The sequence below is a fragment of the Clostridioides sp. ES-S-0108-01 genome, from assembly GCF_020662285.1.
In the GTDB taxonomy this organism is placed as follows: Bacteria; Bacillota; Clostridia; order Peptostreptococcales; family Peptostreptococcaceae; genus Clostridioides.
This window is the reverse complement of record NZ_JADGMN010000001.1, coordinates 306,190-327,521: the sequence shown is the minus strand read 5'-3', so window position 1 is coordinate 327,521 and position 21,332 is coordinate 306,190. Positions and strand designations below refer to the sequence as shown.

The window sequence follows — 21,332 nt, the reverse complement described above, 5'->3', positions numbered from 1 at the left end:
TGCTTCAAAAAGTCATCAAAATACATATTTTAAATTATTTTATTATATTTCTAGTAATTTTAAATTTTTATAATTTTATTCAAGAATAATTTATTTAAGATATTTTCATACTATATCTGGATATTAAAAATGTTTTTTTCTTCTTTAAATCCTTTTTCTTTTTATACATGTACTATTGATTTAAAAATAAAAGCGTGTTACAATTACAAAAAAGAATCTATCAGATGAACATCAATACATTTATAAATTTCAGAATTTTCAATTTTTTCTTTTATATAATTTCTATATAATATCATAAATTATTATAGCTATACTAACCTAAAGCCAATAAAAGAAATATCGTGCTACTTTTATATAAAATATATTTTATATATTTTATTAAAATATTTTATAAAGGAGAAGAGATTATGTTACTTTTAATTGTTACGTGCGCAATATACATATGGATTGGTTTTTATTTTTCAAAAAAAGTTAAAACAGCATCCGATTTCCTAATTGCAGGTAGAAATCTACCTTTACCCATACTAGCTGCAACTATTGCTGCTACATCTTTTGGAGGGGGGTGCTTAGTTGGTGGAGTTCAATGGGGAGCTGAAAGAGGACTGTGGGTTGGCATGTATTCTACTATAGGTGCAGCTTTAGCTTGCTTTATAAATGCATTTTTTGCAGGAAAATTAAGAAGCTTATCTTGTGATATAACACCTGCTGATTATATTGAAACTAGGTATGGTCATAGTGTATTTTTAAGAGCTTATCAGAGTCTTGTAACACCAATATCAATACTAGCCATTATGGGCAGTCAATTAATTTCTTTTGGTTCTGTATCTACTGCATTTGGTATACCTTATGATATAGCAGTAATTATAGGAGTTATAGTCATCATTATATATACTTATACATCAGGAATGTGGGGAGTTGCAGTATCAGCATTTATTCAACTTGCTATTTGTATAGTGTTTTTGCCAATAGTGGCTTATATAAGCTTAAAATTAGTTGGCGACAACCCTTTACTTATGTTACAATCAATGGTAAAAGAACCATTCTTTCCAGGAGATAAGTCAATTAGTGATTTTATGTATACAGTTTTACCATTAGTTTTAGGCTCGATATTTTCTTATGAAAGTTTTTTAAGATATCAATGTGCTGATAATGCTAAAAATGCAGTTAAAAGTAGTGTAATTGCAGGATTTATACTATTATTTCTTGCCTTCCCTATAGGAATAATTGGAGCTATTGGTGGTAGTTTATTTCCAAACATATCATCTGTCCAGGTTTTACCTCAAATGATATCAACTACCTTACCACCTTTAATCTCTGTATTATTCTTAGCTGCTATACTAGCTGCCATAATGTCTACTGCCGATTCATTAATGACCTCAATGAGCGCTATCATATCAAGAGATATTTATAACAAATTGTTACACCCTAATATAGAATTTAATGATTTGAAAAATACTCTAAAGTATTCTCAAGTTGCATCAGCTTTTACAGCTATAATAGGTGCAATTATAGCACTTAAATTTGATAGTTTATTAGAATTGTTATTTTGGCCAGCTCCACTATGTACAGGTGTAATATTTGCACCATTTGTAATTGGTCTTTGCTGGAAAGGTGCTACAAAAAAGGGGGCTATATATGCTGTTATAATAAGTGTTATATTGGCATTCTTAAATATGATTGGAATTCTTACTGTATTTGACAGAATTTTAGTTCCTATAATAGGTGGTTCTATTACAATATTTATAGTTAGCAAATTTTCAAAAAAAGATTGAAAAGAGAGGTATATACAGTAAATATGTCAAAATCAGAAAAAGGCAAAGAAACAAAAGCTAGTATTATAAGGGCTGCTAGAGAATTATTTTTTGAACAAGGTTATCATAAGACAACAACTAGGCAAATTGCAGAAAGAGCCAATACAAATTTAGGTCTAATAAGCTATTACTTCTCAAGTAAAAGCGAAATAGGAGCTATAATATATGAAGATATAAGAAATGAAATGCAGTCTTTAATCTATAACTATCATGAAGAAGGTACTATGATGATGTTCTTTCTTGCTATGAATGCTGACCTTTGCTTCCTTCTAAAAAATGAAGCATATAGAAATTTTTATTTGGATATAGCTTATGAAGAAGCTATCTTAAGCTATCAACGAAGTGTAACTGAAATGGTCATGAAAAGATATGTTAATGATAAAGAATCTATAGAACATGATGAGTTAATACTTTCTTGTATTGGTATACTTGCTATGAAACCTGAAATAATTAGGGTTTATATTTCACACAAGTACGATATATCTTCTCAAGCTGTAATAAAGTATTTTACAAAACAATTTCTCATTAACCTTGGTCATAGCACTGATTTGTGCGAAGATATTTTAGAAGAGCTGAGCAAATACTATATAGATATAGTTGATAACTTCACTCCAATAATAACTCGCATAAGAACTTAATAAAATTTTATCGGATTCTTAGAGACTGAAATTTTAAAATCGTAATTGGATTTTAGGATTTCAGTCTTTACTATATTTAAAGACTCTGCATATTTCTTGAATGTCTGATTATTCTGATAAAGGAAATATAGCTCTAACAAATTTAGGTAATTCCTCACTTACAAAAGTGAAATATTTATGTCCATACACCATATCTGTATAAAAACTCGTTTTTACTCTTGGTATTACGAGAGCTATATTTTTATTTTTAGCATAATGTTCTACATTAGTATATCTAATCCACGAACTTTGGTCATCTTCAAAACCATGAAATAACTGCATATTTAGATTTAAATTTACATTCTATAAATGCCATAAAAAACACCTCTTCTATAATAATTTTATATCTAAAAAGCACCAAGAGTTTAGTTTTCTCAGTGCTTTAAATATTTCTTAACTTATATATTTTTAACTAAAAATAACATATGTTTTTGTCTACATATAATCAGAAGTATCTGTTGGTAATCCCTTCTTATCCAATTTACCCTCAATAATATCTTTAATTATAGAATAAATTACAGCAAACATAGGAACTCCTATAACCATGCCAATAAAACCTAATAGCTTTCCTGCAACCAATAATGAGAATAAAATCCAAAATGCAGATATACCAATTGAATCTCCTAGTATTTTAGGTCCTATAATATTTCCATCTATTTGTTGTATTATTAATATAATCAACAATAACCATAAAGCTTTTATAGGAGAAACAAACAATACTATTATTGTAGATGGTATTGCTCCAAATAAAGGTCCAAAGAAAGGGATAATATTTGTAATACCAATTATAACTGATATTAATAATGCATATGGCATTTTAACTAATGTAAGTATCACAAATGTTAAAATACCTATAATAAATGAATCTAATATCTTGCCACCTAGGAATCTTCCAAATGTATAGTTACTTCTATGAGTTAACTCTAAAATTCTAGAAGCTTGTGTTTCTGTAAATAACGCATAAGTTATTTTTTTACTTAATCCATAAAATTTTTCCTTATCAATTAGTAAGTATACTGAAACAATTAGTCCTAATACAATGTTCCATATACTAGAAGCTACATTCTTTAATATGTTTCCTAATATTGGTATTAAATCTGTTACAAATTTTATGATGTATGCAACAAACTCATTCCATTTGTCTACTGCCAAACTAAAATATTGTTCATCAAGATTTAAATCAATCATTAATTTATCAATAAGCTTAGTTGCATTATTTACATACATAGGTATATCATTTGCTAGTCCAATAATACTCTCAATTACTTGAGGTAATACGAAATACATAAATAAGTAAAGTATCAATGCAGCTGTTGCATATGTTAATAAAAGACCCAATCCTCTTTTTGATTTTTGTTTTAAGCTTTTTAATTTCTCACTTTTTATAAAAACTCTATCTTCATAAAATTTTAAAATAAAATTAAGAAGATATGCAATAGCAAATCCTATTATAAAAGGCTGTAAAGTCGTAAATATAGCATCTAAATTATTAGAAAATACATCAATTTGTGATGATACTAGATAAAATATGATACTACAAGCAGCTATTATAAATGTGTAAATTGCTATTGTTGTGTACTTTGTATTCCAATTAATTTTCATTTTTTCCTCCTTATTTCTATAAACAGTGCCTTTTGAAATATTCTTTCCATAGATATTTAAGAATACGCAGAAACTCATTCTTTATTCTTGTACTTGATGTTGATTTATAATCATTTAGCAAGAATATTGAATGATTATTACTATCTAATTTCATTGTAATTATTTCCTCTTAATTTTTACTACTTAATTAATAATAGGATACATTTCTATGAAAATCAAGTAAAAAAATAACTTATCGGTTAGGCTTACATCCTCCACCTCCTACAGTAATAAAGAGGAATTTCGCCTTATAGGTTAAAAATAAAATACATTCAGAATAAAAACGCTCAATTTTATTTATATTTATTTTTCTACAATACACCCTACATTATCTTTTTAAGAATCTTAATTAATTTATTATCATATGGAGCATATCTAATAGGAACATCCAAATTTAATTTTTTTAACACGCTCTTATAATGAGTAAATGTATCAAATCCAGCTTTTCCATGATATGAACCCATACCACTTTCGCCAACACCACCAAAAGGTAAGTAATTCGTAGCTATATGAATAATTGTATCATTTATACAACATCCACCTGCTGGAATCATTTCTAAAAGTTTATTTTCTAAATGCTTATTTTTTGTAAAAATATAAAGAGCTAATGGGTTTGGTCTTTGTATAATTTCTTTTACTACTTCATCCAAATCTTTATAGCTTAGAATGGGAAGTATAGGTCCAAATATCTCTTCCTTCATTATATCATCATCCCAATTAGTATTGTCTACTATAGTTGGCTCTATCTTTAATATTTCCTTATTACAATTTCCACCATAGACTACTTTGTCATTATCAATAAGAGATAATATACGATTGAAATGTTTTTCATTTATGATTTTAGGAAATTGTTCATTATTACATGGATTATCTCCAAAATACTTATTAATATAATACTTTATTTTTTCTATTAACTCTTCTTTTCTATCTTCATGCACTAAGATATAATCTGGGGCTACACAGGTTTGTCCTGCATTTATTAGTTTTCCCCAAGTAAGTCTTTTGGCAGTAAGGTCTATATCTGCATCTTTTAAAATAATACAAGGGCTTTTTCCTCCAAGTTCTAAAGTTATAGGAGTCAAATGCTCTGATGCTGATTTCATGACTATTCTACCAACATTAGTACTTCCTGTAAAAAATATATAATCAAATCTTTCTAATAATAACTTTTCACTTTCTTCTTGACTTCCTTGAACAACTGCAATATATTCTTTTGAAAAAGCATTTTCAATTATATCTTTAACTATACTAGATGTTGATACAGAATATTCAGAAGGCTTCAATATAACACAATTCCCTGCTGCCAATGACCAAACTAATGGTATAAGTGCTAATTGGAATGGATAATTCCAAGGTGACATTATGAGCGTAACACCATAAGGTTGCGGAATAATTTTAGATATAGATGGAAAGTTAACCATACCTGAACTAACTCTTTTTATTTTGCTCCATTTTCTTATATTTTTTATAGCAAAATCTAATTCACTGTAAAACATACCTACCTCGGTCATAAAACCTTCAAAATCCGATTTATTTAAATCTTTCTTAAGTGCCAAAAGTATTTTTTCTTCATTTTGCAATACAACTGACTTAAGTTTCTTTAACTGTTCTAGACGAAACGATATATCTCTTGTTTTACCTGTATTATAATATTTTCTTTGCACCATCACTAGCTCATTTATCTCCATGATTAAAAATCCTTTCTTTTAAAATTATAGCATTACATCTTTAGATAAAGATTTAAATTTATATTAACATTATTTTTATATCATAATAAATTCACCTCAATATAACATAAATCTTCCAATAAAAAAAGCCCCCTTATTAAATATAAGTAAGCTTATAAAATAATTTCTTTTAAAATCAATACTTTTTCAAATTATAAATCTTATTGAAACAATTAAATTATCCACCTTTAATAACAATATTATTTTACAGATAACTTCTAATCAATTTCTATGGAGTTTAATTTTAGATGATAAATGACTATAAATATATACCACTTAAAGTTTTTTTACATAATCAAGTATTGGTTCTAAATTTTCTTTATTACACCAATCAAAAGCTTCTCCAGACAATAAAGGTGCTTCTACTGGTTTAAGACCTTGACGTTCTTTTTTAGCTATAGATTTTTTAAAAAAGCTACAAAGAGTATGGTCTAAAAAAGACATTTTTGTTTCATCCCATGCCCCACGACAATAAAAACAAGGAATATTATCTAATTCTCCCTTAAAGTTTACTTCTCTTAAGGTCTTTATTACTTCATCATTATATGGAGTAGCCCCTACACCAAATACTACTAGATTCTTTTTCTGTAATTCTTTATAATTTTTTTTAAAGAAAGAAATTCCTGCTATATTACAAGCATAAAGTCCTCCTCCTAAGATAATTGTATCATATTTCATAACTTTTTCTATATTGATATTCTTAATTTCAAAAATGTCGCAAGCCAACAATTCTGAAAGCCATTTAGCATATTTTTTTGTTGAACCATATTTACTCTTATAAATCACTACTGTATTTTTCATATAATTTACCTCCTTATTTTATGTCATACAAAGTTGATTTGACACTCACCTATCTTTCAAGTTCATTATTTTCTATATACTTTTTTATATTTTCAATTCCTGTATTTAGTTTTATCATTCCAAAAAATAATTGTTCCACTTCTCGTTCTGTAAAATCTTTAAATAGAATATCCAATATTTCTTTCTGCATATCTCTCACTTTTTCAGAATACTCATTTACTTTATCTTTTACTAAAAGACTAGCAGCTCTTGAATCCTTTTCATTTTGGTCAATTTGTACAAAACCTTTATTTTCTAAAGCAATAGCTAACTTTTTTACATTTTGTCTTGAACATCCCATAATATCTCCAAGTTTAGTTAATGTAAGAGTTTCATCTACAGAAGTAGTAATTGCCAAAAGTAACCATTGTTTCATTGTTAGCTCTGGGTCTAATTTATCACAGGTAGTTTGAAGTTTATTTTGTATTACAAATATATTTGTAAATATAGCTTGTTTTCTACTTTCATCATCTATCATAAATTTTTTCATTAAAGTTTCCATATCCATTATTATCTCCCCCTCTTTATAGTAAATTTTAATTTTTAAAAAATATAAATAGTAACTAGTTACCTTTTATTATAGTAACTAGTTACCTTTATGTCAATGAATTTATTTTTTATTATAAATTACAAAACGGCATAGCTTAATAACTATACCGTTTCATGCAATCATATTTTACAATCATGTTATAATTCATTATAAAATCAGACATTAAATGTATTTTAAGTTACAACAATTTTTTAGAGCTTACTCTAAAACATACTTTTTATACTTATTATATTCTATATTGCTACATTCTACATCTAAAAAAGTTCCCTCTTCTCTGTATTCCATACTTATAACACTTGTATTCTCATTAAAATAAGAAACTATATGACCTTTGTCATATGGAATTAAGAAACTACATCTTATATAATCTTTAAATATACTATCACAAATACACTTTATCATTCTATCTATATTTATATCTTTTTTAACTGAAACAAATATACCTTCTTTGTCGATATTATCTACAATCTTATCTAATACGTCTTTATCAATTAAATCAATTTTATTATAAACATGTATCAGAGGTATATCATCTGCACCTATTTGTTTTAAAGTATCTTCTGTTACTTTAATATGACTTTTATAGCCTGGATTTGAAATATCAATAACATGTAATAATATATCTGCCTCACATGCTTCTTCTAATGTTGACCTAAATGCTTTTACTAAATCATGTGGTAGATTACTTACAAATCCAACAGTATCAGACAATAAAAATTCTTTGTTATTTGAAAGAACTATATTTCTAACAGAAGTTTCCAGTGTAGCAAATAACATGTTTTTCTCAAATACTTTCTTTTCTTAAGAGTTTTTAAATGTATCTACTAATTTATTCATTATTGAAGATTTACCAGCATTTGTATATCCAACTAGAGCTACATTTGGAAGATTTGATTTTCTTCTCAGACTTCTTTGAGTTTCTCTTTGGAATTTTAAATCATTTAATTCCCTATTTAAAGATGTTATCTTTTCTTCTATTCTTCTACGGTCAAGTTCTAACTTTTTCTCACCATAACCTCTATTTTTAGTACCAACACCACCACTTTGACGCCCTAAATTTTCATTTGAACCTATAAGTCTTGGCAACATATATTTTAAACTTGCCACTTCTACTTGAAGTTTAGCTTCTCTAGTTTTTGCTCTCTTTGCAAATATATCAAGTATCAATGCTGTTCTATCCATAATTTCACAATTAAGCTTTTCTTCAAGATTTTTTAGTTGTGATGTAGAAAGTTCATTGTAAAATATAACAATCTCTGCATTTTCCTTCTTTATTAAGTTTAATAATTCATCAACTTTACCTGTGCCAATGTAATACGCTCTATTAACCTGCTTTGCATTTTGAGTTATACTTCCAGCAACCTCAATATCACATGCTGAACATAAGTTTTCAAGCTCAATCATCAGTTCATTAAAATCCTCAGATTTATTATTTATGTTTAATCCTACTATTATCCCTTTTTTCGCCATATCCATACTCTCCTTATCTGCTACTTTTTATTTAATATATAGCACGAGATTATGGCTCTATAATTAAATTCATCAAGAATTCTATTTTCTAACTTATCCTTAAATGACAATAATTATTATCAACATCATTATTATGAATTGATAACTCTATATTAGGAAAAATAAGTTTGATAGTTTCAACCATTCTGTCGAAAAATCAGTCATTATCTTTGTATCCGTTTCTTTTGCGTAGAATAATAGAGAAACGAACATTTTCTATTTCACTTAATATATCTTTATAATAGTTTAAGTGCTTTTCTAACAACATTTTTTCACAAGTGTAAGACCCTGTATCTATACCAGATGAAACCATACAATATAAGCTAAAATGTGAATATAAACCTTTACCTACAAAATTTTGTGCTCTTATTGCCCTAGCAGTAGTAGCCATGTGGATAGGTATGGTATTATTTTCTTCTTTTCTTTTTAATTTATCAGCAATAATTATTGCCAACATATTTGAGGGGTCTGCAAGTGTTTCTGTCCCTCGTAGAACACTTACTACGTTATATTCGGAGCCAAAAACGCTACAGCTACCTAATGGAGCAGAGGGAGAAAGCATAATCGTCTTGATATCCATATTGAATGCTTTTCTCAATAATTTTGATTCCAAAGTATGAATTTCTTCTGGATCTATACTGCTAGGGATAGTAAATCTATTTAGTTGGTATGACTTTAGAATATCAGTTGCAGTTAAAGTATTTGCTTGTCTATCAAACACTTCTAATAGAAGTGAGTTCAAATCTGATTTTGATAGAGCTGATAACTTATCAACTATATTCTTATCCCCAATTTTATTTGAAATTCTACTTAAAATATCACTCATAGTTATCCTCCATACTGTTACTTTCAAAATAATTATAGAATGGTTACAACAACTAATCTAGGTCGTTTGACCAAAAATAAAAAAACACTGAATATTTACTATTCAATGTTTTTTTACTTTGGGTTTATTTGATTAAATCTTGAAAATACTGTAATGCAACCCTTTCAGCTTCAACCTTTCGGACAATAGGACTTTGTGATAATTCCTCTCTTAACTCAAGATACAGGTTGATAGTAGCCTGCAATGCATTAACACAGCTTTCATATTCATGGGTAGCAACCGTCTTTTCTAATGCTTCAATATATTGGGGTGCGTCCAATTCAATTTTTCTAACTCCACGAGGTAATTTACCTAAGAGAAGCTGTATTAATGGGGCAAGTACTGATTGTCTTAAAAAAGATAAAAAATCAATTGTTTCAAATAGTTCTCTACGTCCAATCTTAGTGCAAGCGTAATGAACCCAAATCCAAAATCTATCTTCAATCCACTGTAAGTCTGGAGTTGGGAAGTATGCTTCTTTTTTAGAATAAATTTCTGTTATGCAGTTGTTTTCTTCATAGAGAATAGCTGAATCTTCAACCCTATCTAGTAAACCATCTAAGGTTGTAAACTTAAAATCAACATGAAGAACAGGGGAATCATAGAGGGAAATTATCAATCGAGGTTCTCCAACGTGTTCGCCAGTAAAAGCAGAAACTAATGTTCCAAACTGTTCCACAATAAGTAATCTCTCTTCGATAACTTCTTCATAGGATTTATCATCTGCTACAATCAGAAAATCCAAATCAGAATATTCATCTAACGATTTTGTGATATAAGAACCGCTAATTGCAAGTCCTATTATCCTACTATCTCTTTTTGAAAATTCTAATACGTTTTGTATCATTTCCTGTTGTGTTTTAGTCATAATATAACACCTCTCACTTTCTTTTATTAGCTATCAATCCAACATAATTATGCATAGGAGTATTATATAATGAAGAAATAAAAAAAAATAGGTCACTTGACCCGAAATAAAAAAGTATTGAATAATTATTATCCAATACTTTTTTGAAATTATACTTATGTTGTAGGAAGATTCTTTAATACCTCTCGCTGATTAATTACACTAAATCTTTTGTTTTCATAAGCAATTAGATGTTCTTGTACACATTCATTTATAGCACGATTAATGCTTCTAATTGGAGCGTTTACTTCGCTAGCAAGCTGTTTTTTGGTAAGCAGATTTAATTCACTTCTATAATAGTGTAAGGATATACACCTCAGAAGTCGTTCTTTAACACTTAAAGATGATAATTCTTCAATTAATTCAGCATTTACAACTAATTTACTAGATATTTCTCGAATCAGAAATTTTGTAGCTTCAAAATCTCCCCTTAACCAGTTTAAAAAATCATCTCTATGAAGTTTATATACATTACAATCTGTGAAAGCGACAATTTCAACGGGTTTTTTCCCATCATTAAATTGTTCCATTTCTCCAAAAAAACTACCACTTCTATAAAGATGAATAGTTGAGATGTTTCCTTTCACATTTAAGATGAATGCTTCTGCAATACCGTCAATCATAAGAATTACATATTCATTTTCTTGCTCAGCAAAAAGAATAGTCTCTTTCTTTTTATACGTTTTTTTAACAAGCTTCTTTTTAATATCTTCATTCATAAAATCAATTAAATGCATATTCATCCCTCCTTACCAAATCTTTGATTAAATTATATCATCTTTCAATTAGTTAGGTAAGATAGTAAAAATATATTTACATAGAAACTATTCCATTATTATTTTCCAGTTGTCATTTTTCTGCAAAGTAAGCTCAAACTGGGAAAGCTGTGTAACTTTGGTTTCCTTATCAAGGTATTTCACTGTTACAATAGCGGTCACTTGATTGTTAACTTGTGTATAAACAGGATTCACAAGTTCCACAAATACATAATCTTTATTAATTACATCAAGTGCTTGATTACTTACATAGTAAGATAGCTCTTTTTCTGTTGCAGTAGGATAGAGCTTGAAGAATGTGTCTAGGAAACTATTAATTTCCTCTGTTGTATTTGCGTCCACCGTTTAGTCACTATCAGAAAGTACAGGCTCATAGCTTGCCTTTTGTGGCTTGCTGTCAATGGTAGGGTTCTTAATAATTACCATATTGCCTACTTCATCTACATAGACAGTAACAGTATAGGTGGAAGCGATATTCTTTTTGTTCTCGCCCTCTGAAATCTGTTGTCCTACTGAAAAGAGTACATCATAGGCATTTTCATTGTTCTGTGTCACACTCCATACTTGAAAGCTGTTGACAATAGAACTAGTAGGAATATCCGAGCGAACCATTTCAGTATTCAACTGTTGTAGGTTTTCAGTCAGATAATTCTTCAAACGTTCAATTCGTTTGTCCTGTGAATCTTGCGACTGTTGCCATGAAAAATATTCCTTGCTAAAGGATTCTACAAAACTCTCAATGCTATTCGTATCAACAACCTGTTTCTCAATGATTTCTTTTTCATGAACGGTGTGCATATCAATGGCTGTAAAGTTCTTATAAATTCCAAAGCTCATACTTCCTATCAATAATAAATTCCTTTCTATTTGATAATGCGTCCAGCTCCAATTAAATGAGCTTGCCAATAACTGTCGGTAAGGTTGGTATATCCAATCGGATTCCCTGCATGGTACATTTGGTTATTACCAACATAGATTCCAACGTGCGTCACATAACTACCAGCGTCATAGGTCGAGTGGAAAAAGACTAAATCGCCAGCTTTGGCTTCGGATAAGGGGATATGCTGTGTTGCGTCATATTGAGCTTGTGCAACTCTAGGAAGTTGAATCCCAGCTGTGGCTTTCACTTCGTCCGCCACTGGATCAGCCAGCGTCTTATTGGCAAGCTTAGCTATTTGTTTTAGGAAGTCATAGCCTTTTGGCACTTTGGGTGTATAAAATTCACTTATGACACTTGTTCCAGTGTCTACATAGCCACGTCCTTTAATGGGCTTTAAGAAAAACTGCTTTTGCGTATCACTTCCAAACATCATGCCATATCCTAGCTCGCTCATACGACCTAAAGCTACACGGAAGTTGAATTGGTCACGGATTCCGTCGCCTAAATATTTTGCGTCTGGACGTTGGCAAGCTAAGATTAAGAAAAATCCAGCTTGACGACCTAGCATAACAATTTGTTTCAGCTTGTTTATGACTTCGGCACTATTTCTGCCGAGCATATCCATAAACGCTACATATTCGTCAAAGATAAGGAAGTTTGCAGGTAGTCCAAGATAGGCGTAGTTTTCTCCTGTCTTATAGTCCTTGTGTTGCTTCATGGCTTCGCTTCGTGCAATCATGTCCTCATAAAACTGATTGATACAGTGAAGCATATCATCTTTGCGATAGTAGACGTTATTCATGACCGTATCTAAATCGGCTAAATCCGAGTTCTTAGGGTCAAGGATATATAGGTTGGCATTGGTGTGAAGCAGAGCTTCAATGATGGTAAGAATGAAATAACTCTTACCACCACCAGTACCACCAGCAATCAACATATGAGGGAGCTTGTCATATTCCCAATAAACAGAATCCATGAGTTTTAAGCGTCCATCATGAGCCGTTGCTTCATCAATCTGAATACGACTAGCGATAGTATCATAAAGCAAGGTGTACTCAATATAGGAATCCTTTAATTCCTTATCCACAAGTTCACAATACAAACCAGTTTCTAGCTTATTTTCAAGCTGTAAAAGTTGGTCTTGATACTTTCCCATAGTGATTTCAACATTGATGTGAATAAGCCCATCTTTGAGATAGTAGTACATCTTAGGAAAATGACTGATTCGCTCTTTTGTCTGTGTTCTAACTGTTTGATGTTATCAATCTTATAGTAGTAATAAAGAAAAGCCACAATAAGGCATACAAAAAGGGCAGTGATTACACTACCTAAGAAGTACAGAGTTTGTAGTTGATTGATAAAATCATCAAGTGTGACCGTTTCCCAATTCACAACCATAAGCGACCTTAAATGAAAAGGTATCATGACACAAGAGAATAAGGTAACCATTGAAACAGTAAAGAAGTTAGACAGCAAATGCTTGTCACTTTGCTTTATCTTTTTTCCACGATACTGAAATAGTTTTCTCATAGGCTAACTATTTCTTATCATGACTCTGTTTCTGGTCGGCTTGCTGGTTTTGTGCTGGTCTTTTCAAGATAATATTTTCGGCTTTGATATACCAGTCTACATCTGCACCTTGAAATGTGGCAGTAGCCACCGTGTCAGCAATAGGGTTTCGGTTACATTGCCCTCATCATCAACAATCTTGACCTCTCTACGTAGAGCGGAAAACTTCAAATCTCCAAATGTTTTTTCTTTTTCAATTACGACGATTCCTTCAGCTAATCTCATGTTTAATTACCTGTCCTTTCTTATGCCTTGACGATATCGTCAGCATACATGATGTAGTTTGTGAATCCACGAGTTCCGATTTTGTAGCCCTCTGCTGTAATACGTGGGTTTACTAATTTTACTTTTTGCTCGATTTCAAAATGCTTTTCGCCAGCTTCGGCTGGAAGAATAACGATAATATCGTCCGCTCTTTGAATATCAGAATAAAGGTTATAGCTTCGTGAGAGAATAGTAGGTTTTCCATTGATTCTTCGCTGTTCAACTTTGCCCTCGCCAGCATATTCTAATTGTCCAAATGTTTTTTCCATGTTGGGTATTACGTGTTTTAACTTCATATATTTTACCTCGTTCTTTCTTGAATGTGTTTTAGATTAAATTGTAATGTTTTATTATTAAGGTTGTTCTTGTTGGGGAACGTATCGAGTGCATAAGCTATTCCTTTCCATAGAAAAACGCAAGGTACGTCAATGTCTTGTCGTGATCTTTGCGTCTAGTTTTCTATTATTCAGCTTTTGCTTTTTTACGGCGGAAGTATAGAACGCTTAATGCACTTACAGATAACACAAGACCTAATGCAAAGATAGGATAACATCAACCTTAACAGTAGCTTGCTTTGAACTTTCTAAGTGAAACTCAACAAGGGTTTGATGTTGCGGTTTTGTATAAACAATAGAAGTACCAACCTCACTTTGAGGTACTTTACGATAAGTGATAGAACCGTCATTTGAACTTGCACTAGGTGTAATTGTGATGGTATTTCCATTTTGTTGTAAAGTAGCGTTTGTGTTGTTAGATTCTAAAGTCATACCACTTAGAACACCGTTAGAATCTGTCAACGTAATACTATCGCCAACTGTTACTTGTACTTCTTGATTGTTTCATGATGGCAGCGTATCATGACTGTTTACCATACATAAATTGGATTGTGCGTGATTGCATAACCTAAGTGTGGGCTTACTCCTGTATAACTATATTCAGTCGGTTCGTTTAGAACCAATTCACTATCTGAAACAGAGGTAGGGTTTGTTAAAAACGTACCGCAGACAGTTACTAAAACCATGATATAGGTTGTTAATTTTCTTAATATACTTTTCGATTTTGTTTTCATAGTATTTCCTTTCATAGTAATTTTGGCATGAAAAAAGACGCTCAATTAAGAACGCCTGCAAATAGAAAAGGAACACCTTACAAATCTAAGTATACAAAACAAGCTACTTATATCATAAGAAGGATTAAAATTCTAAATATATATTAAAAATACATCAGTTCAATTAACTCATATGTAATTATCATTTTATATTTAACCCAATTCTTAAATTTAAGTAGTTTTTTACATGATTAATAAAATCAATATAAATATATACTTTAATATAATTATCAACTATTAAAATTAAATTTTATCCATAATAAAATTTAAAGAATAAGATTAAATATACATTTTGATAATCACCTCCAATATTTTCCTTATTATCTATTATAATAAAATACACACTTTGTAAAGACATAAAATAATAGATAAGTGGGTGTCTCAAAATGAATTTCTTAGTTCATAAAAAACTCTTTTTCGCATGAAATTAAATATATTTTCATCATTTCAACAATGAAAAAGAGGCTTGCTCCTCTATCTTGAGACAGCCCCTTATCTATTTAATTTATCTTATTAATGATACTCCTATACCAAGAAAGTTTTCTGTTACATTGCTTCATCTTCTTCAAATTGAGAATTGTAAAGATTAGCATAGAATCCACCTTCTTTTAGAAGTTCATCATGATTTCCTTGTTCAACTATATCTCCATCATTCATTACAAGAATCATATCAGCATCACGTATAGTTGATAATCTGTGGGCTATAACAAAACTTGTTCTACCTTCCATAAGATTATCCATAGCCTTTTGAATCAGTACTTCTGTTCTAGTATCTACAGAACTTGTAGCTTCATCCAATATTAAGATTTTAGGGTCAGCTAAAATAGCACGAGCTATAGTTAATAATTGTTTTTGACCTTGAGAAACGTTACTTGCTTCCTCATTTAATTTCATATTATATCCATCTGGTAATGTCTTGATAAATCTATGAACATGTGCAGATTTAGCAGCCTCTATAACTTCTTCATCTGTAGCATTAAGCTTACCGTATCTTATGTTTTCCATAATAGAACCACTAAATAACCATGTATCTTGGAGAACCATACCAAACATTTCTCTAAGTTCACTACGATTGAAATCTTTAATATTATGACCATCAATCAATATTGAACCACTATTAACGTCATAAAATCTCATCAAAAGTTTAACTATTGTAGTCTTCCCTGCTCCTGTAGGCCCAACAATGGCAACTTTTTGACCTGGTTTAACATTTACTGAAAAATCATTTATTATAGTCTTGTTTGGGTTATATCCAAAGTTGACATTTTCAAAATCAATTTTGCCTTCTAAACCATCTATTGAAACTGCATTTTCAGCAATTTGCTCTTCTTCTTCCTCTTCTAAAAACTCAAATACTCTTTCAGAGGCTGCTGCTGTTGATTGTAGTAAATTAGCAACCTGTGCAAGTTGAGTCATAGGTTGTGTAAAGTTTCTTACATATTGTATAAATGACTGTATATCCCCAACCTCAATTGTTTTCTTAATTGCTAGCCAACCTCCTAAGATTGATACCATTACATAACCTAAGTTTCCAATAAACATCATAAGTGGTTGCATTATACCTGATAAAAATTGAGATTTCCATGCTGAATTATACAAACTATCATTTAATTTATCAAACTCTTCAATTACCTCATCTTCACGATTAAATGCTTTTACTATTGTTTGACCACTATAAGTTTCTTCAACTTGACCATTTACATTTCCTAAATATTCTTGTTGAGACCTAAAGTATTTTTGTGATTTTTTCACTATTCTTGAAATTACAAACATTGATATTGGCAATATTAAGATTGCTACCAGTGTCATAACCCCACTTATAGATAACATCATTATCAAAACACCTATCATAGTTGTCACTGATGTTATAAGTTGTGTCATACTTTGATTCAAACTTTGACTTAAGGTATCTATATCGTTCGTAATTCTTGATAATATTTCACCATGTGTCTTAGTATCAAAATATTTCATTGGCAATCTATCCAATTTTACCGAAATCTCTTTTCTTAAATTATAGGATACTTTTTGGGAAATTCCACTCATTATGAATCCTTGTACAAAAGAGAATAATGCACTTATCAAGTAAAGGCAAAGTAAAAATGCTAAGATTTTTCCAATTGAATTAAAATCTACACCTACATTTCCTCCAGAAACTTTGCTTACTAATCCTTCAAATATCTTTGTAGTTGCCTTACCTAAGATTTTTGGACCTACTATAGAAAATGATGCACTCCCAATAGCAAATACAATTACCAAAATTATTGATATTTTAAATTTAGATAAATATGCAATTAGTTTTCGCATAGTTCCTTTAAAATCATTTGCTTTTTGCCCTGCTCCCATAGATTTTCCCATAGGGCCTTTTCCCATTCTACTCATTAGCTAGCTCCTCCTTTGAAAGTTGTGATAAAGCTATTTGCTCATAAACTTCGCAATTTTTTAGAAGCTCTTTATGTGTTCCTATTCCAACTATTTCACCTTCATTTAAAACAATTATTTGTTCTGCATTTAAGATAGTGCTAATTCTTTGTGCAACTATTAGTACTGTACTCTCAGCAGTTTTTGATTTTAAAGCCTTGCGAAGAACTGCATCAGTTTTTAAGTCAAGTGCTGAAAAACTATCATCAAATATATAAACTTCTGGATTTTTTGCTATTGCTCTTGCGATAGAAAGTCTTTGTTTTTGACCTCCAGATACATTTGTTCCACCTTGAGAAATTTCAGTTTTAAAAGCTTCTGGTTTAGAATTGATAAATTCTGTAGCTTGAGCTATTTCAGCTGCTGTTCTCATTTCTTCATCTGTTGCGTCTTTTCTACCATATTTTAAGTTGGATTCTATAGTACCTGAAAACAATACTCCCTTTTGAGGTACATATCCAATTTTTTCTCTTAAATCATGTTGAGAAACATTTTTTATATTAACTCCACCAAGTAATATTTCTCCCTCAGTAACATCAAAGAAACGAGGAATTAAATTTATAAGAGTTGACTTACCACTACCAGTACTTCCTATAAAAGCAGTTGTTTCCCCTGGTTTTGCTGTAAAAGATATATTTGTTAATATAGGTTCTTCTGCATCTGGATACATGAATGAAACATTTTTAAATTCAACAAGACCTTTTTTATCTTCTCTAAACTCTTGTGCCTCTGATTTTTCTGGGTCTTTAATGCTTATATTTGATACTAGTACTTCATCTATACGTGTAGCTGAAACAGACGCTCTTGGAAGCATGATAGATACCATTGATATCATTAAGAATGACATTATTATTTGCATTGTATATTGTATAAATGCCATCATATCTCCAACTTGCATTGCTCCAGAATCAACACTATATGCACCTCTCCAAACTATAAGAACTGTTATAAGGTTCATTACAAGCATCATAGCAGGCATCATACATGTCATAACTCTATTTACGAAAAGATTTGTTTTAGTTAAATTTTTATTTGCTTCATCAAATCTTTCTTCTTCGTGTTTTTCAGTACTAAAAGCTCTGATAACTGGAATACCAGTAATTATTTCACGACTTACTAAGTTTAACTTATCAACAAGCTTTTGAACTAGTTTGAACTTAGGCATAACTACTGAGAACAACACTACAATTAATGATAAAATAGCAACTACTGCTACTGCTATAATCCATGCCATTGAAGTATTTGTGTTTAAAACCTTTATTACTCCACCTATAGCCATTATGGGTGCATAGAATACTATTCTAAGCAACATAACCATCAACATTTGTATCTGTTGAATATCATTTGTACTACGAGTAATTAATGAAGCTGTAGAAAACTCATTCATTTCAGTATTTGAAAATGACATAACTTTTCTAAATACTCCACTTCTTAAATTTCTACCTACACTTGCTGCTACTCTTGCTGCTAAAAATCCTACTGTTATTGTGGCTACCATACTAATCATAGCTATACCAAGCATTTTAGCCCCAGTAAATAATATATAACTATTTTGAGTTTTCTCTGTATCAATACCTATTTTCTCATACTCTGACTTTACATATGATACTGAGCTTTGTGTTATCATACTCTCTGGCATACCTTCAAAGCTTTTGTTCATCTCTTTAGTCAATGTATCTAACTGCTCTTTTGGCATTGCTGATAACAATTTAAATATATCAATATCCCCACCTTGAGTAGCTTGTGGTGGAAGTTTGCTCATTAGTTGAGCTTTCATAGCTTTTACTTCTTTACTATCACCTTCAAGCCCTGATACTATTAAAATAGCTTTACCAAAAATAATATTTAAATCATCTATAGTGTCTTTATCTTTAATATTTAACTCATAAAGAGATTCATCTTTTAGACCTGGATACTTATCTTTATACTTAGCATAATCTTCCTTATTCAATAAAGTATAATTATCTAGTACTTTATCCTTACTACTTTTATCCATAAATAAAGTAATTTTATCTAGTTCTCCCTCTCTAATGACAGATGGAACAGAATTTTCTACTCCGCCTTGTTGTATACCTACATTTACTATATTGGATGTGTACTCTGGTAAAGAAAGATCACATACCGCTTGAATTACCAATAGGCAGACTATTATTGCTATTGATAATGCCGATTTCTTTAAATATTTAATTAATTTAAACATACATTTCTTCCCTTCTGTAATATTAATTAGTCTAATAACATTAAATTGAAAAATATTATTTCAAACTTTAAAAGTATTTTTCATCTTCATGCTTATGACATCCTGCTTTTAAATTATCTCGCACTTGCATTAGGAGTCTTCTAAGTACTATTTTTTCTTCTTCACTAAATCCTAAAAAGAATTCTCTTTCTAATTCCTTGTTAAATTCCTCAACCTTATTACATATTTCTAAGCCTTTGTCTGTCAAAAAAATTCTAGATACTCTTTGGTCCTTTTCATCTTGCTTTCTTTCTACAAGTCCAGCCTTTTCCATCCTCTTTATCATAACTGTAGTTGTAGATGCTTTTACTTTCCTTTTATCTGCTAATTCCTTTTGACTTTGCCCATTTTTCATCTTTAAAGAAAAAAGTATTTGTGGCTGACCATGATATAAGCCTAATTTATCAAAATAAAAATGAGTTCTTATAAAATATATACGCATTAATTGCAAGAAAACATCATTCAATTTTTCTTCAGAATTGCTATTCATACTTGCCCTCCTTATTTTTATATTACTTAGTCGGCTAAGCATTATTTTACTATACCATATACATTTTTTCAATATATTTATAAAAAATTCATATAAATTTCGTTTAATAAACATTTTTGCATTATATAATTATAATTTTAATAAATAATAGTAAGTTTTTTAATTAGTCAACTACTTATATTTTTATTGCAAAGCTTAAAACAAACCTTTTCATATGTTTTCAAATAAAAAAGTTGTTCCAAAATAAATTTTGAAACAACATCTTATCTAACAGTACCTTGCTTATATAAGACTATAATACTCTATTTATCTTCATATCCATTTACAATAACATCTAATTTTCCAGTTTCTGGTGATATAATTAGACCATGTACAATAATACTATCTGGAATTAAAGGGTGTCCTTTTATTAAATCAACACTATCTTTTACAGACTCTTGTGCAGAATCAAATCCATGTAACCATTGTTTTGTATCAATTCCAGCACTACGAAGTGTAAGTATTACATCTTTAGATATTCCCCTATCTAAAATTTTGCCAAGTAATTTATCTGTATCAACATTACACATACCACATCCATGATGTCCTACAACTATAACCTCATCTACATCAAATTCGTAAATTGCAACTAGAACACTTCTCATAATACTTCCAAAAGGATGCATTATGGTAGCTCCTGCGTTTTTTATTAGTTTAACATCTCCATTTTTCAAATTCATAGCTTTAGGCAAAAGTTCAGTTAATCTTGTGTCCATACAAGATAAGACTACTGTTTTTTTGTTTGGATGTTTTGATGTCACATATTGTTCATATTCTTTGTTCTCTATAAATGATTTATTATACTCTAGTATCTCTTCAAGTTTTCTCATATGTAATCTCACTTTCTTTAAAAATTTTTTTATTATTATATCACTATTGAACTGCAATATATACATATATAATTTAATTTATATTTATTAAATGTTTTTATAAAATTATTAATCTACTATAAATCTTACATATAACTTATGTTTATAAGTATTTGTATATTTATTTTTTTATAATCTAAACTAGTATTATCT

At 29.9% G+C, this 21,332-nt stretch carries 16 protein-coding genes and 5 pseudogenes; 3 read left to right on the top strand and 18 right to left on the bottom strand.

Annotated elements, in window-relative coordinates; translation table 11 throughout:
• Positions 1–407: 407 nt before the first annotated feature.
• Both IR152_RS01460 and IR152_RS01455 read left to right on the top strand, forming a co-directional pair.
• Positions 408–1,772 (top strand): sodium:solute symporter family protein, encoded by a 1,365-nt coding sequence (locus IR152_RS01460; RefSeq protein ID WP_227450061.1) that lies wholly within the window; start codon positions 408–410, stop codon positions 1,770–1,772.
• Between the two features lie 23 nt (positions 1,773–1,795).
• Complete coding sequence (locus IR152_RS01455) at positions 1,796–2,449, top strand: TetR/AcrR family transcriptional regulator (protein WP_227450060.1); 654 nt, start codon at positions 1,796–1,798, stop codon at positions 2,447–2,449.
• A gap of 108 nt (positions 2,450–2,557) precedes the next feature.
• On the opposite strand, the gene IR152_RS01450 is transcribed toward IR152_RS01455, so the two are convergent.
• From IR152_RS01450 to IR152_RS01390, 14 genes and pseudogenes are all read right to left on the bottom strand, one after another.
• Entirely contained in the window at positions 2,558–2,770 is a 213-nt protein-coding gene (locus IR152_RS01450) for a hypothetical protein (RefSeq protein ID WP_227450059.1), read from the bottom strand.
• A gap of 153 nt (positions 2,771–2,923) precedes the next feature.
• Entirely contained in the window at positions 2,924–4,090 is a 1,167-nt protein-coding gene (locus tag IR152_RS01445) for an AI-2E family transporter (protein WP_227450058.1), read from the bottom strand.
• A 362-nt stretch (positions 4,091–4,452) separates the two neighbouring features.
• A complete protein-coding gene (locus tag IR152_RS01440; RefSeq protein ID WP_227450057.1) occupies positions 4,453–5,817 on the bottom strand; it encodes an aldehyde dehydrogenase in 1,365 nt (454 codons plus the stop codon).
• 315 nt (positions 5,818–6,132) lie between these two features.
• Positions 6,133–6,657, bottom strand: a complete 525-nt coding sequence (locus IR152_RS01435; protein WP_227450056.1) for a flavodoxin domain-containing protein — start codon at positions 6,655–6,657, stop codon at positions 6,133–6,135.
• A gap of 49 nt (positions 6,658–6,706) precedes the next feature.
• Entirely contained in the window at positions 6,707–7,204 is a 498-nt protein-coding gene (locus IR152_RS01430) for a MarR family winged helix-turn-helix transcriptional regulator (RefSeq protein ID WP_227450055.1), read from the bottom strand.
• Between the two features lie 240 nt (positions 7,205–7,444).
• Positions 7,445–8,716 (bottom strand): annotated as a pseudogene (gene hflX / locus IR152_RS01425) (GTPase HflX).
• Between the two features lie 196 nt (positions 8,717–8,912).
• Positions 8,913–9,581 (bottom strand): hypothetical protein, encoded by a 669-nt coding sequence (locus IR152_RS01420; protein ID WP_227450054.1) that lies wholly within the window; start codon positions 9,579–9,581, stop codon positions 8,913–8,915.
• A 124-nt stretch (positions 9,582–9,705) separates the two neighbouring features.
• Positions 9,706–10,488 (bottom strand): aminoglycoside 6-adenylyltransferase, encoded by a 783-nt coding sequence (locus tag IR152_RS01415; RefSeq protein WP_054273873.1) that lies wholly within the window; start codon positions 10,486–10,488, stop codon positions 9,706–9,708.
• Between the two features lie 155 nt (positions 10,489–10,643).
• Positions 10,644–11,264: a Crp/Fnr family transcriptional regulator gene (locus IR152_RS01410; protein ID WP_009897384.1), complete on the bottom strand. Its 621-nt coding sequence runs from the start codon at positions 11,262–11,264 to the stop codon at positions 10,644–10,646.
• An 87-nt stretch (positions 11,265–11,351) separates the two neighbouring features.
• Positions 11,352–12,209 (bottom strand): annotated as a pseudogene (locus IR152_RS01405) (conjugal transfer protein).
• Positions 12,167–12,418 (bottom strand): annotated as a pseudogene (locus IR152_RS19890) (C40 family peptidase); the annotation flags it as partial. The pseudogenes IR152_RS01405 and IR152_RS19890, both read right to left, overlap by 43 nt.
• Positions 12,407–13,713: pseudogene (locus tag IR152_RS01400) on the bottom strand (FtsK/SpoIIIE domain-containing protein); the annotation flags it as partial. The pseudogenes IR152_RS01400 and IR152_RS19890, both read right to left, overlap by 12 nt.
• Positions 13,714–13,720: 7 nt before the next feature.
• Positions 13,721–13,977, bottom strand: a pseudogene (locus IR152_RS01395) (hypothetical protein).
• 20 nt (positions 13,978–13,997) lie between these two features.
• Positions 13,998–14,312, bottom strand: coding sequence for a YdcP family protein (locus tag IR152_RS01390; RefSeq protein WP_227450053.1), 315 nt, complete (start codon positions 14,310–14,312; stop codon positions 13,998–14,000).
• A gap of 373 nt (positions 14,313–14,685) precedes the next feature.
• Between IR152_RS01390 and IR152_RS01385 the strand changes: the two genes are divergently transcribed.
• Entirely contained in the window at positions 14,686–14,850 is a 165-nt protein-coding gene (locus tag IR152_RS01385) for a hypothetical protein (RefSeq protein ID WP_227450052.1), read from the top strand.
• An 820-nt stretch (positions 14,851–15,670) separates the two neighbouring features.
• Here IR152_RS01385 and IR152_RS01380 read toward each other — a convergent pair.
• The 4 genes from IR152_RS01380 to IR152_RS01365 all read right to left on the bottom strand — a co-directional run bounded on the left by IR152_RS01380 (position 15,671) and on the right by IR152_RS01365 (position 21,140).
• Positions 15,671–17,503, bottom strand: a complete 1,833-nt coding sequence (locus IR152_RS01380) for an ABC transporter ATP-binding protein (protein WP_227450051.1) — start codon at positions 17,501–17,503, stop codon at positions 15,671–15,673.
• Positions 17,496–19,742 (bottom strand): ABC transporter ATP-binding protein, encoded by a 2,247-nt coding sequence (locus tag IR152_RS01375; protein ID WP_227450050.1) that lies wholly within the window; start codon positions 19,740–19,742, stop codon positions 17,496–17,498. The genes IR152_RS01380 and IR152_RS01375 overlap by 8 nt, the downstream gene beginning before the upstream one ends.
• 67 nt (positions 19,743–19,809) lie before the next feature.
• On the bottom strand, positions 19,810–20,271 hold the full coding sequence (locus tag IR152_RS01370) for a MarR family winged helix-turn-helix transcriptional regulator (RefSeq protein ID WP_227450049.1): 462 nt from the start codon (positions 20,269–20,271) through the stop codon (positions 19,810–19,812).
• Between the two features lie 302 nt (positions 20,272–20,573).
• Complete coding sequence (locus IR152_RS01365; protein WP_227450048.1) at positions 20,574–21,140, bottom strand: beta-class carbonic anhydrase; 567 nt, start codon at positions 21,138–21,140, stop codon at positions 20,574–20,576.
• Positions 21,141–21,332: the final 192 nt, after the last annotated feature.